The following is a 12819-nucleotide window of genomic DNA, read 5'->3' as shown; positions in this document are numbered from 1 at the left end:
GTTGCGCGCGATGTCTGGCTATGAGGCGGGACATCGCGCAGCCAACGTGCGAATTGAATTATTGTCATTACTGAAATGGTAAAATGTTTCTATACTTTGACGGTGATGACAATAACAGAGTGCGTTTATGGCCGTAGTTCCCAGCTTAATAGTGTTAGCTGCAACGTTAACCTCCATGCAATTGAATGACGTGCTGGTGCGGGCCGAAAGCCATGCGCGTGAGCGCCCGCAGCAAACATTGGCTCTATATCAACAATATAACGATAGCTTCGGCTCTGTGCCGACGTCGGTGCGCTTTCGCTGGTATTTCGCGGCTGCTCAAGCGGCCATATTCAGTAATAACTTTAGCCAGGCGCGCGATCTTATCGACAGTCTTTTAGCCCTTGGTGATAGCAAAACGCAGCAGCTGAGTCGTAGCTATAATTTATTGGGTATTTGGCTTAAGAAAAACCACCTATTAACCGATGCAGAGCACGCCTACCAATGCGCATTTACAAACGAATCACGACCTATTTATCGCGCTATCTATCTTAATAATATGTTGATTGTTGCCCGTCATCGGCAGTCTTATCAGTTGGCGCAAAGTTATTACGACCGCGCAGCAGCCATTTTACAAGTCCATCCAAATGATGCTTTAAGCGCCAGCCTTGCCAATAATATGGGTATGTTAAGGTTAAGTTTGGGCGATATTAAAGGAGCTGTGGGGGATTTTCGTAAAGCCACTTTTTTAAAAGAGCAACATAATCTCGCGTTAAGTCAATTGAATGCAGCGATGAACTTGACCTTAGCGCTTTTGTTAAACGAGCAGAGCGAGCGCGGAGCACGATTACTTGCGGATATAGATGCGTTAGTTGCACAGTCTGCTGACCCTGACCGCCGTACCTTGGCTGCATACCTGCACGCAATGCTCGATAAGCAGCAACACCAACCAGTACGCCACACCGAGCAGCATTTAAGAGCACGCTATACACAAATAAAAGATGATAGCCTGGCTCAGCTCGTGCGCTACAGCGCCGACTATTTAAACCTGAGCTTACCAGCGCGAGCTGTTCACCAAGGCGAAAGCGCCAGTGCGTCCATGCAGGCGGCACTGCAGCGCTGTCAAAGCGCTAACCTCAACGAACATGTGCATCGCTGAGTCCCGCATGAGCGGTGGTTTTCCTTAGCGATGGAATAGGGTATTGTTTATTTTATCGCTTTGGTCAAAAACAGGAATGAAAGGTTATGAAAGGGTGTGTTATCGGTGCAGCTGTGTTTGCCAGCGTCATTCTCAACCCTGTGGCAGCGAAGCCGAGTGAATTTGTCGCCATTGCTGATATCGCGCCAAGTATTCAAAAAGATATCCGTTATTTTGGTCGTGATAACTTTGTTGGTACGACTATCGATGGTTACTTGGCACCTAAATGTCTGTTACATCAAGATGCCGCTAAAGCGCTAGCAAAGGTACAAAAAAAGGCACTGCAACAAGGCATGACCCTGAAAGTGTTTGACTGCTATCGACCGCAGCGCGCCGTTGATCATTTTGTCCGCTGGGTGAGCGATACCAGCGCACAAGATACCAAAGCACACTATTACCCAAATCTAGATAAGGGCGTGTTACTTGGTGATTACATTGCCGCAAAGTCGGGCCATAGCCGAGGTGCAACCGTTGATTTAACCTTAGTCGACATGGCTTCCGGTGAGGAGCTGGATATGGGCTCGGCGTTTGATATGTTTGACCCGATATCAAATACTGATGATCCGCGTATCAATGCGCAACAGCGTAAGAATCGCTATTTGCTACGCGATCTCATGACTGCACAGGGCTTTGCCCCCTACGCGATGGAATGGTGGCACTTTTCCTTAAAACCCCAACCCTATCCAGATACCTATTTTGACTTTGTGGTGCGTTAGAAAACAAACAAATTATGGACTTAGGCTCGGAACCTGCTGCATATTGAAGCCCAGTTAGGGGCACTTCATAGTGTGAGCAAATCTGCAAATGACCTCTAACTTCTTACCCATACTCTAATGGTGAAAGAGCTCTCGAAAACTTAAAATGAGCATGAGAATAATGAAAGCCGAAGATTTACCAATAAATGAGTTCATTCCTAAGTTGAGGTATTCTTTGACATTAGTCGCCTGCATCATGGCGTTGGTGTTTTGTTATACGACGATATCGATCACTGTCAATATAGTGTTCTCTTTAGATCAACACCTTAAAGCATGGTATATGGCTACTATGCTGGGGGTACTCATAGTGTGCGCTGCGGGATGGATGTTATCTCAAGGTAAGGTAGGCGTTTTACCATACTGTAAGTTGGCAGTGTTACTCTGTTTTATTGTGCACCTATGTTTGTTGGTTTTAGGCGGTGCCGAGCTCAACTCATACCCTCCCACATCAGCATTGGTTTTTTTGAGCCTGAATAGCCTGTCTTTATGGTTACTCAACAGCAGGTTAGCCTACGTGAGTGCCCTGATACTAAGACGTTTACACCGAAGAAAGCGCAAAGTGCTTAAATACATGGAAACCGTGAATCAACAGTGCTAATAAAAAGGCATGTGGATAATAGCTAGGCAATTCCTTTATATGTAAAAGGGCGCGATTTGCGCCCTTTTCATTGGTTAAGGTGAATTAAAACTCACTGGGCGCCGGCGGCACATTCAGTGGTTTTTTCGGATTCGCTTTCAGCTCCTTTAACAGCTCTTCAACCGCACGCTCAATCGATGGGTCTTGGCCTTTGTAAATAAGCTCTGGGCGATCAATCACCTTAATATCAGGTGTGACTCCCTCATTTTCGATGATCCAATTACCTTCGTTATCTAAAATACGGAAGGTCGCGGCAATCACTTGGCCGCCATCCACTAGGCTGGGATTACCTGAAATGCCAATGAGGCCGCCCCAGGTGCGGGTACCGATCAGTTTACCTAACCCTGCTTGACGGAAGTAATAGGGTAGGGCGTCACCGCCGGAGCTGGAATAGCCGTTGATCAGCATGGCTTTTGGTCCATCGTGCGCAAACTGCGGCGTTTTCGTCGGCTCGACACCACGGCGCTTCCAATAGTTAAGGGGCTTGCGAGCCAACCAGGTGATCATATGCTCGGGGATAAACCCACCGCCATTATAACGATCATCAATGATCATGGCGTCTTTGGTGGTTTGCGGCATGTAATTTTTAAACATGGCGCGGTTACCTTCATAATGGGTATTTGGCAAGTGCACGTAACCAATACGCCCGTCAGAGAGCTTATCAACATAAGCGGCGCGGGTGTTGACCCAATGCAAATAACGTAGCCCTTGCTCGCTGGCTACCGGCTCGACACTGACTTGCCATGCCCCCTTGCTACTGGGTTTGTCGTTAAGCACCAGCTCAACTTGCTCACCCTGAGTGTTCTCCAACAGCTCATAAAAGTTCGCTACTGTTTTTACCGAGCGACCATTAACGGCGATGATAAAATCGCCTTTGCTGGCTTTCACACCGGTGGTACCAAGCGGAGAGCGGAAGTTTTCGTGCCAGTTTTCGCCTTCGAAAATATGCTCAATTTGCACATAGCCAGAGCGGTGGCTTGCTAGTTTGGCACCCAGTAGACCATGGTTTTTACGCTCGGCTTTGGGCATATCGCCGGATTGCACATAAATATGGCCGGCGTTAATTTCCCCGGCGATTTCACTGAGAACATAATCTAAATCAGCGCGGTGGGCCACGGCATTGGCCATGCCTTGGTACTTCTTAACAGTGGCATCCCAGTCCTGCCCGTGGTGATTTTCATCGTAAAACCAATCGCGCAGGGTGCGCCAGCCTTCCACATACATTTGTTGCCACTCAAGCTGAGGGTCGATTTTCAGCGTCATATTGGTTAAATCCAATTTTGTGGCGCTTAAATCTTGCTCTGGTTTAGGCGCAATAATGCTGTAGTCATCGCCAGCGCGCACCAACAGGTGTTCGCCATTTGCCGATACCGTATAGCTGCTAACGCCCTTGGCCACGGTTTTCAGCTCGCTATCGTGCTCGGTGCCAAGAAGTTGTAAGGCGTCGTTAGCCATCACCAGAACGCCACCGTCAACGCCATGCAGTGAGCGATAATCGCCCGAGGGCGCGTTTAGCGCGGTCACGCGTTGCATAAAGCCCGTGCTTTGCAGTTGGTTGCCATTGTCGGCATCGCTTTGCGCATCGTCGTCACTCACTATGGTGGTTTCGTCACTTTGCAATGCAACCAACGGCGTTATATCAGTGTTCACTGCCGCAGCGTAGATGCGCGTGGCGCGGTTAAACATGTAATCGAACTCGTAGCTGCTAAAGGCTAAGTTAAAGTCGCGCTCAGAGGTGAAATACAGGTAGTGGCCATCCGGTGAGAAAGTGGGGCTGTGCTCATTGGTCATCTCGTCGGTTAGGCGAGTTACGTCTTGCTCGTCGGTATTGTAATGCCATAACGAGCCGTAGCGGTTTTCATTGTTTTTAACATAGACAATGTCTTCGCTATTAGGTGACCAAGTGTACTGACGAATGCCTTCTTCATCATAGATACTGGTATCAATTTTATGCTGCTTGCCTGATTGCGCATCCAGCCACCATAACGTATGGTTTTTATCGGCAAAAAGCAGCTTAGAGCTGTCGGGCGACCAGATGGGGGTAAAGCGCCAAATGGTGCCATTACTGGTCAGTTGCTTAACGGCGTTATTATCCGCGCGGTCCTGTAAATAAATTTCGTATTCACCGGATTCGTCGCTCATGTAGGCAATATAGCGGCCGTTGGGTGACCAACTGGCGTCTATTTCTCGACCTTTAGGGGTGTAGGAAAGGTTACGAGTTGGGCCTTTTTGAGCGGGGACGCTAAATAGCTCGCCTCGGGCGGTAAACAAGGCCCGTTTGCCATCATGAGACAGCGACATAGAGTCGATAAAGTCGCTCACATTTTTGCTGTAAGGCATGGCATATTGGCGCACGCCAGCCACATTAATGGTGAGTTTATTGCTTTGCTCGGTTTTAGGGTCGAAGCGATACAAATAGCCCCCATTTTCGTACACCACCGCGTTGGGACCAGCTGATGGCCACAGCACATCGAAGTCTTCATGGGTGGTGAGCTTTTTAGGCGCTTCGCCTTCGCGGTATTGATACAGGTTTAAGGTGTAGTCGCGATCGGAGACAAAGTAGATATTATCGCCCACCCAAGTTGGTTGCTGATCGGTGGCGCGATCTGTGGTCAGCTGCTTGGAGCTGTTTTGTTCTAAATCATACACCCACACATCTTGGGCACGACCGCCGCGCGAGCGTTTCCAGGTACGAAATTCACGATCAATCGGGGTGTATACATATTTGCTGCCATCTGGGCTTAGCATGCCACCCCCGGTTTCAGGAATAGCCAGAGGCTGCTCTAAGCCACCATCGGCAGGCACCATGTATGGGCGGCCCATGCGTTTACCCCAAGGAGTACGGTTAGCCCGAAATACCACATGTTTACCATCGGGTGTCCAATCAAGCACCCGGTAATCGAAACCGCCACGCGGTGGCATAGGGCCAACATCGTTGTAATAGGTAAGCTGTTTAAGGCCAGAACCATCACGGTTAATGACGTAGATTTGTCGGCTGCCATTGTACTCGGCGGCAAACGCAATCCGTTGGCCATCCGGTGAGAATTTAGGGAAAGTTTCAAAGCCGATATGATCGGTCAGGCGCTGGCTGGCACCGGTTTCGGTGTTTGCTACATACACATCGCCGGCGTAAATGAAGGTGACGTGTTCGTTGTGAATATCAGGAAAGCGCAATAAGCGTGTGTCTTCAGTTTCATAGGCTGACACCCACGGGGCCAGCGTTGCGGCCATGGCGAGCGCCAAGGTGGTTATTTTTCTCATCTTTGGTAACCCTTTTTTTAGAAGCTGTTACATCATAACAAGGGTACTTACAATTGCGACAGCGCTGCGATAAAAGGCTGTTACAAAATATGTCAGGTACTGAGCTTGGCGCAGATAAATGAAATAACATTAGGTAAACCCTAGTGCCTGTGTTAAGGTGCCCCTGTCTGATGAGTTCTACCCAGATTCGATATTTGCTTTTGTCCTTCAGTTCTTCGTGAGTCCTATCCAGTTAGAGTTCCACCCGAATTTAAGCACCAAGCCGTTCGTGTTAGCTAGTACTTAGTTTGGCATTACCGCGTCTGTTAACAGCGCACATTTATATTTAAAAGATTTTGGAGACACTATGTCTAATACAACTGGTACAGTTAAATGGTTCGACGAGAGCAAAGGTTTCGGTTTCATCACTCCTACTGATGGCGGCAAAGACGTATTCGTACATTTCCGCGCTATCGTTTCTGATGACGGTTACCGCACTTTGCAAGAAGGCCAAGAAGTTCAGTTCACTGTTGAACAAGGCGCAAAAGGCCCACAAGCTACACAAGTTACTGCTGTTTAATTACGGCGCTAATCTGTGATGCAATTGAGCGCATACGCTCACTTGCAATAAGAAATACCCGAGCCTGAGCTTGGGTATTTTTTTGTCTACCGCGTTCGCATTTCTACTGTTTTCTCATCGCCATAAGCTTCACTTAAGTTTCACTTAAGTTTCACATTTTATGTTAGCCGCACGAATTCTCTTTAATGCGATGACATGCTCAAATTATACATACGGCAATTTGCCCCCTTTATTTTATTCGTAACTACTTTAGCAGTAATTTTTGTGGCTACTCGGCTCGGTTTAATGCTCTGGCAACATGAGCGCTTGGAAGTAGGTCAGTGGGGGTTGGTATTACTAGGTGGTGTGCGTATTGACCTGAGCAGTATTGCTTATATAGCTCTGCCACTATTAATCATCAATGTGGTGTACTTGATGGCACCACGCAAATTGAAATACGTTTTATTTATTTTATTAAAGGCTTATGCGGCACTTACTATTGCGACAATTGTGTTGCTCGAAGCCGCAACACCAGCATTTATCTTGCAGTATGACGTTCGACCAAATCGATTATTCATAGAATATGTGCAATACCCCAAAGAGGTTCTATCCATGCTTGCGAATGGGCACTTTCTCGCGGCAGCAATCTCACTCATTCTGGCCTTGATTTTCGCCATTGCTACAATCCGTTATATACCACGTCCTTATTGCCAACATCAGTCTCGTCGCTTCAGCGTATTCGCAGTCTTAGTCACGGTAGTTACGCTGGCGGTTTTAGCTCGAGGTACGTTTGCACATCGTCCTTTAAACCCTGCACTAGTTTATTTCTCTCAAGACGCTTTAGTGAATTCACTCATTTTGAACTCGTCATACAGTGTGGTTTTTGCAGCCAAAAATATGGCCTCGGAACGCAGCGCGCAGACCTTGTACGGGGCGATGGCTGAGGAGCAGGTTGTTAAGATAATGAGGTCATCCACTTTTCGTTCCTCAATGGGCGATGAGCATATCCCTACACTCACGGTTAATGCTCCTTACCACCAAGGTCAAAGTAAAAACGTGGTTATTATTTTAGAGGAAAGTCTGGGAGCGCGGTTTGTTGGCGCCTTGGGTGGTAAAGGATTAACCCCACAACTAGATAATTTATACGCTCAAGGATGGGGATTTCATAGCCTTTATGCAACGGGCACGCGCTCGGTGCGAGGCATTGAGGCGGTTATTAGTGGCTTTTTACCATCGCCTTCACGTTCAGTGGTAAAGCTATCAAAGTCCCAGAAGCAATTCTTTACCATTGCTCAGCTGCTTGCTAGGCACGGTTATATGACACAGTTCATTTATGGTGGCGAGAGCCACTTCGATAATATGAAAAGCTTCTTTCTAGGGAATGGGTTTCAGGATATTGTCGATATGAATGATATTGCCGAGCCTCAGTTTACGTCCTCTTGGGGGGTCAGTGACGAAGATTTATTTATTCAAGCAGATAAAGAACTCTCTTATTTAGCGCAGCAGCAACGACCTTTTTTTAGTCTTATTTTTACTTCTAGTAATCATGACCCCTTTGATATTCCAGAGAATAAAGTCGTCCTCGATGCGGTCGGTACCAATGAACATGTTAAGCGAGATTTGGCGATAAAATATGCCGATATGGCGCTTGGTCAATTCATTGAGCGTGCAAAACACAGTGAATATTGGCAGGATACTGTGTTTCTTATCGTTGCAGATCATGATGTTAGGGTGTATGGGCGTGAGCCAGTGCCAATTAAATCCTTTCATATTCCCGGCGTTATTCTCAATTCTCCTTTTGACGGCATTCAAGATGATCGGCTTGTCAGTCAAATAGACTTGCCAGTGACTTTACTATCCTTAGCAGGTATTGAAGCAGCAACGCCTATGACTGGGTTTGATCTTACAAAGCATTATCCAGTGGAAAGAGCGCTGATGCAGTATTACGACAACTTTGCATACATAGAGAATGATAAAGCGGTGGTATTAATGCCTGGTCAAAGGGCTAGTTATTGGTCTTATAACAAAGCATCAAAAACGCAAACATCGTTATCAACGGGCAATAAGTTGGTCACTTTGAAAAATAAAGCGTTGGCCCATGCCTTATATAGCACGATGGCGTATCAAAAGCGCTTATATCAACTGCCACAACCTAAGTAATGAATTACCACACCATGATAAAACGAGAGAAGGTTGACTATGCGCTTTGACAACACCAAAAAGCCAAAAGGGTTCAAGCGAATTGTCTTCGCATTGCGACACTCGTTAAGGGCTCTTTCTTGGTTAATAAAAAACGAATCAGCATTTAAGCAAGAGGTGACATTACTACTCGTATCGTTAGTCGCGCTTGGTGTGTTACAAGCCGGTATATATCAATGGATAGCTGTGATTGGGGCTACACTTTTTGTGATGTTTGCTGAAATATTAAATACCGCAATTGAAGTGATCGTCGATAGAGTAGGGTTAGATATTCATCCTTTATCTGGACGGGCAAAAGATTTAGGGTCGGCCGCTGTTCTAGTGGCATTAATCATCTATGCGCTCGTTTGGGTAGCTGTCATTACTGCGTTTTAGAGCTGGCTTCGACGCTATGACGTTTGACGTGAGCGAGCAACAGCGGGAAAAAGTGTAAAAACACCGCCTCAAACTGCTCAAAATGTTGCTCAATATCGTTAATGCTGCCAGCAAACTCATTGTTAAAGCGGATACGTTTGGCAATGTTATCCAGCGCCAAAGCCACCCCGTCTAAGTGGGCATAGGTGCTAAACCAGTCTTGGTCGCTCATACGCGCAACCACCTGTTGCATGGTTTGGGGCATATGCGACTGACGCCTTAGTAGCAGCGTGTAAGCGTGATTGCGAAAGTTAGCAAACTCCGTGCTACTGAAGCGCGACCAATGGCGAATGAGAAAGTGATCAAACAACACATCTAACGCCACCCCGGCAAAGCGGCGGCGCTGAGGTGAAAACAACTGCTTGGCTTGCCTAACCTGCTCATTGTTATCGGTGAACTTATCCACCAATAAATGATTTTTTAATCCCAAATACACAGGCCGAGGCAATTGCTCGGTACTAACACCACGGCGAAAGTCACCAAGCAGATTACCAAAGTGGGAATCTGCTGTGTTTTGGGCCAAAAATAAATGCGCGAGGTAATTCATGACGGCTAAGTGTTCACAGGCTACATGCATTCAGTGTAAAGCATGAGCAAGGCTTAGGTGAAGTAAGTTGTGCCTGCTTAGGCGAGGGCTAAAAGGCAATGAAGCGTATAGTGAAACAGCTTAATGTGTGCCGCGAGGTTCAGAAATAGTGTTTTAATAGACCTTAAATTGTTACCTTTAGTTGGTAAGAGGGCTCCCTTGAGCAATTATTGTAATCTCATCTTTACTTACATCCGTATACTTACTGGCCATCAGCCTCGTCTCCTTTTTTATTAAACATTAATTTGATAAATACGCTCGAATTGCTATTTGTTCCAATGCCGAAATAGGTCTCAGGCTTGCTGTTGGGAACAAATGTAATGAAATGCTTGTACTGTGTGTCAATCGCACCAAGCTCATAATAGAAATTGCCAATATCCCTTTTTACAATGCCAGAGCTTTCAACTGTGGCAAGAAACTCGCGGCGCAGCTCTATATAGTCGTTTGTAATACTTGGCTCGGGTGATTGAGTTGCACTGTAAAGCTGATTGAAGGTCAGGCGCTCGCCGTCAACAGTCATCTCATCATCAAGCATCTCTTTGTTTGTATATGAGCTGATTTCAATATTGATGCCCTCGCCGGTAAGGCGATAAGCATTGCCGGATGTTTTACACTCCAAAGGCATCAGAGGTTTGGCAATTTCATAAATAAGCTTATCTTTGCCGATAAAGTCACACTTTTGCGCAGCCAGAGAAGCGCTACATGGAAAGATAAATGGTAGGACAAAAAGTATCTTCTTCATCAATTTCCCTATTAACGAGTGATTTTCCTATAAGTATGACAATCTATGTTCAGGGAATAAACACTAAGCGCAATTTTTGCAAGGAAATGCTCACTGGAGCCTTAAATTGCGAGGTAACTAATTGTAGCTAAGTGTTAGTGGGCCATGTACATTAAGGGTAAAGCATGAGCTAGACATGGCGAACAACTTTTGAATGCATGAACTCATAGACAAAAACATGCAGTGATCTTCAAACTCACCCCTGTTTACTCACACTTTATACTCTGTACGCGTGAAACGAGCGTGACTGGATGCCTGCGTTGCAGCCAACGATCAGCCATTGTCGGATGGTAAATGCGTGGCAATAAACTCATTTAGTTGCTGTTTTAATAGCTGGGCACGGCGGCTGAGTAATCGGCCACTGGGCCATAGTGCATAAATTGTGCGCGGCTCAGAGCGCCAATTTGGGGCGATGCATTTTAGTTCATTGCGCTGTAGCTCATCGATAATTTCAAAGCGGGGTAGCAGCGCTGCGCCTTGGCCATTACAGGCCAAATACTTTACAAACCCGGTATCGTTAAATTGATGCATAAAACGGGGCACAAACTTATGGCGGCGTTTCGAGGGTAAGTGCGTTAATTGCCAGCTTTTACGCAGCGTAGTGCCAATTAAAGGCAAGGTACGCAGCTGCTCTAAGGTGTTTACCTCCTCACAGTTTTGCCGTTGCATAAATTCAGGGCTTGCGACCAGTAAGGTGTCACTTTCACCTAAGCGTTGTTGCATAAACGCGCTATCGTGTTGGGGGCCAATGCGTATTGCCATATCCGCTTGGGTGTTGACCATATCCTGCTTATCATTGCTGAGTTCCAACTGCAGAGCAATTTGTGGGTAGGTGCGGGTAAAACGCAGCCAAAACGGCTTTAAAAAACCGTGGCTGAAGTTCATCGGCGCCAATACCTTTAGTTGTCCTGTTAGCGAGGCGTTGGCCTCGTTAAGACGGTGCTCAGTGTGCTCAAATTGCGCCACCAAATCGACATAGGCATGGTAGTAAACCTCGCCTTGTTGCGTCAGTTGGCAATGACGAGCACTGCGGTTTAGTAGTTTGCAATTAAGGTGCTGCTCTAAGCGTTGTAAACGCCGGGTAACCGTGGCCGGTGGCAGCGATAAAACCTGAGCGGCGGCGCTTAGTCCGCCTTGTTGAGCAATATGAACAAATACACGAATATCATCAAGCATAATTTCATAAATGAAATTTAAAGTTGTTTATTTCAGTGTATAGGTTATTAGTGAAATTGAATATGCTACTGCCAATATCTTTTGGGAGTCGCATATGAATACAGACATGTTGTTATCGGCGCTTATTGTCGGAGTGGTCGCCACTGCTTTGCTTGATGCCTGGGCATGGCTATTAAAATCAACCCTGCAAGTGCCTTCATTGCGCTTGTGTGTGCTCGGGCGCTGGCTACTGCACATGCCCGAGCAGGGCATGGTGCAACACCATGTTGCGCAACAACCAAGGCATCGTGGTGAATGTGCATTGGGCTGGAGCGTGCATTACGCTATTGGAATACTCTTTGCCTTAGGGTATTTTCTTATGTTGCAGTGGCTGCAGCGCCCACCCAGTCTAATGATTGCTATTGCCTACGCCTTAGCCACGGTGGTATTTGCATTTTTTGTAATGCAGCCGGGCATGGGCGCAGGCCTAGCCGCGCGGCACACCCCCAAGCCCTGGCGGGCACGGGGTAAAAGCATGCTGAGCCATGGAATTTTTGGTGTCGGCCTACACATTAGCAGTCTAATTGTGAGTAATTGAGAGTGTATTATGAATCCTGAATATTGGTTACAACGTTGGCAGCAAGGGGATATTGGCTTTGATCAACAAGAGCCTAATAGCAACCTAGTGGCGTTTTTCCCCACCCTGGCACTGACTCCAGGCGCGCGGGTGTTTGTGCCATTGTGTGGTAAAAGTATTGATGTGCAGTGGCTGTTGCAACAAGGGCACGCTGTGGTTGCGGTGGAGCTCAGTGAAGACGCCGTGCAGGCGTTGTTTCAAGCGCTTCAGCTCACCCCAGGTATCTCTCAGCAGGGTGAGCACCGGTGTTATCAGGCGGGCAACCTCTGCGTGTATGTGGGTGATGTGTTTGCGCTTGAACGGGCACAATTAGAGGGAGTGACGGCTATCTACGATCGCGGCGCACTGGTTGCTTTAGATGCGCCCCTGCGCATGCGTTACAGCGCCAAATTAAAAGAGCTGTGCCCTCAGGCGCAGCAGCTTGTGGTCACTGTGGAGTACCCTCAACCCGAGCCGCAAAGCACACCGCAATCGGTTCCAGCAGATGAATTACAGCAACTCTATGGTGACCATTATCGCCTTGATTGTCTTAACCGAGCAGCCATGCCCGAGGGCATAAAAGGGTTTACCCCGGCGTTTAATAGTACCTGGCATCTCAGCATTGCAGGCTAGGCAGGGCGCGCCTGTATTTGCGGTAAGTGGTAGCCATGCGCTTGCTCCTTAAATAACAGCTTTCAGT

11 protein-coding genes are annotated in these 12819 nt (G+C 47.1%); 7 read left to right on the top strand and 4 right to left on the bottom strand.

The features are described 5' to 3' along the window. Positions 1–127: 127 nt before the first annotated feature. Together MHM89_RS03840 and MHM89_RS03835 are read left to right on the top strand one after the other, a co-directional pair. Entirely contained in the window at positions 128–1138 is a 1011-nt protein-coding gene (locus MHM89_RS03840) for a hypothetical protein (RefSeq protein WP_045980110.1), read from the top strand. Between the two features lie 86 nt (positions 1139–1224). Further along, entirely contained in the window at positions 1225–1893 is a 669-nt protein-coding gene (locus MHM89_RS03835; protein WP_239408121.1) for a M15 family metallopeptidase, read from the top strand. A gap of 721 nt (positions 1894–2614) precedes the next feature. On the opposite strand, the gene MHM89_RS03830 is transcribed toward MHM89_RS03835, so the two are convergent. Continuing rightward, complete coding sequence (locus tag MHM89_RS03830; protein ID WP_239408120.1) at positions 2615–5830, bottom strand: S41 family peptidase; 3216 nt, start codon at positions 5828–5830, stop codon at positions 2615–2617. A gap of 346 nt (positions 5831–6176) precedes the next feature. Here MHM89_RS03830 and MHM89_RS03825 point away from each other — a divergent pair, with 346 nt between their 5' ends. The 3 genes from MHM89_RS03825 (at position 6177) to MHM89_RS03815 (ending at position 8942) form a co-directional block, all read left to right on the top strand. Then, positions 6177–6389, top strand: coding sequence for a cold-shock protein (locus MHM89_RS03825; protein ID WP_022946139.1), 213 nt, complete (start codon positions 6177–6179; stop codon positions 6387–6389). Positions 6390–6653: 264 nt separating this feature from the next. Continuing rightward, positions 6654–8528, top strand: a complete 1875-nt coding sequence (locus tag MHM89_RS03820) for an LTA synthase family protein (RefSeq protein ID WP_343224214.1) — start codon at positions 6654–6656, stop codon at positions 8526–8528. 39 nt (positions 8529–8567) lie between these two features. Further along, positions 8568–8942: a diacylglycerol kinase gene (locus tag MHM89_RS03815; RefSeq protein ID WP_138548133.1), complete on the top strand. Its 375-nt coding sequence runs from the start codon at positions 8568–8570 to the stop codon at positions 8940–8942. Here MHM89_RS03815 and MHM89_RS03810 read toward each other — a convergent pair. The 3 genes from MHM89_RS03810 to MHM89_RS03800 form a co-directional block, all read right to left on the bottom strand. Then, positions 8929–9528 (bottom strand): ACP phosphodiesterase, encoded by a 600-nt coding sequence (locus MHM89_RS03810; protein ID WP_239408119.1) that lies wholly within the window; start codon positions 9526–9528, stop codon positions 8929–8931. The two genes, MHM89_RS03815 and MHM89_RS03810, sit on opposite strands and share 14 nt — an antisense overlap. Positions 9529–9769: 241 nt before the next feature. Continuing rightward, positions 9770–10309, bottom strand: coding sequence for a hypothetical protein (locus tag MHM89_RS03805; RefSeq protein WP_053909540.1), 540 nt, complete (start codon positions 10307–10309; stop codon positions 9770–9772). A 312-nt stretch (positions 10310–10621) separates the two neighbouring features. Next, positions 10622–11524, bottom strand: a complete 903-nt coding sequence (locus MHM89_RS03800; RefSeq protein ID WP_239408118.1) for a LysR family transcriptional regulator — start codon at positions 11522–11524, stop codon at positions 10622–10624. Positions 11525–11618: 94 nt separating this feature from the next. Here MHM89_RS03800 and MHM89_RS03795 point away from each other — a divergent pair, with 94 nt between their 5' ends. Together MHM89_RS03795 and MHM89_RS03790 are read left to right on the top strand one after the other, a co-directional pair. Continuing rightward, positions 11619–12101, top strand: a complete 483-nt coding sequence (locus tag MHM89_RS03795) for a DUF2938 family protein (RefSeq protein ID WP_239408117.1) — start codon at positions 11619–11621, stop codon at positions 12099–12101. Between the two features lie 9 nt (positions 12102–12110). After that, positions 12111–12752: a thiopurine S-methyltransferase gene (locus MHM89_RS03790; protein WP_239408116.1), complete on the top strand. Its 642-nt coding sequence runs from the start codon at positions 12111–12113 to the stop codon at positions 12750–12752. Positions 12753–12819 lie beyond the last annotated feature (67 nt).

It is taken from the genome of Pseudoalteromonas sp. CNC9-20 (assembly GCF_022347875.1).
GTDB classification, from domain to species: domain Bacteria; phylum Pseudomonadota; class Gammaproteobacteria; order Enterobacterales; family Alteromonadaceae; genus Pseudoalteromonas; species Pseudoalteromonas ruthenica.
This window is presented reverse-complemented; position numbering and strand designations above follow the sequence as displayed.

Bases quoted from the DNA above. Each gene is read 5' to 3' on its own strand.
- MHM89_RS03840 (WP_045980110.1), top strand. From the start codon at position 128: ATGGCCGTAGTTCCCAGCTTAATAGTGTTAGCTGCAACGTTAACCTCC.
- MHM89_RS03790 (WP_239408116.1), top strand. From the start codon at position 12,111: ATGAATCCTGAATATTGGTTACAACGTTGGCAGCAAGGGGATATTGGC.
- MHM89_RS03800 (WP_239408118.1), bottom strand. From the start codon at position 11,524: ATGCTTGATGATATTCGTGTATTTGTTCATATTGCTCAACAAGGCGGA.
- MHM89_RS03805 (WP_053909540.1), bottom strand. From the start codon at position 10,309: ATGAAGAAGATACTTTTTGTCCTACCATTTATCTTTCCATGTAGCGCT.
- MHM89_RS03830 (WP_239408120.1), bottom strand. From the start codon at position 5,830: ATGAGAAAAATAACCACCTTGGCGCTCGCCATGGCCGCAACGCTGGCC.
- MHM89_RS03795 (WP_239408117.1), top strand. From the start codon at position 11,619: ATGAATACAGACATGTTGTTATCGGCGCTTATTGTCGGAGTGGTCGCC.
- MHM89_RS03835 (WP_239408121.1), top strand. From the start codon at position 1,225: ATGAAAGGGTGTGTTATCGGTGCAGCTGTGTTTGCCAGCGTCATTCTC.
- MHM89_RS03815 (WP_138548133.1), top strand. From the start codon at position 8,568: ATGCGCTTTGACAACACCAAAAAGCCAAAAGGGTTCAAGCGAATTGTC.
- MHM89_RS03810 (WP_239408119.1), bottom strand. From the start codon at position 9,528: ATGAATTACCTCGCGCATTTATTTTTGGCCCAAAACACAGCAGATTCC.
- MHM89_RS03825 (WP_022946139.1), top strand. From the start codon at position 6,177: ATGTCTAATACAACTGGTACAGTTAAATGGTTCGACGAGAGCAAAGGT.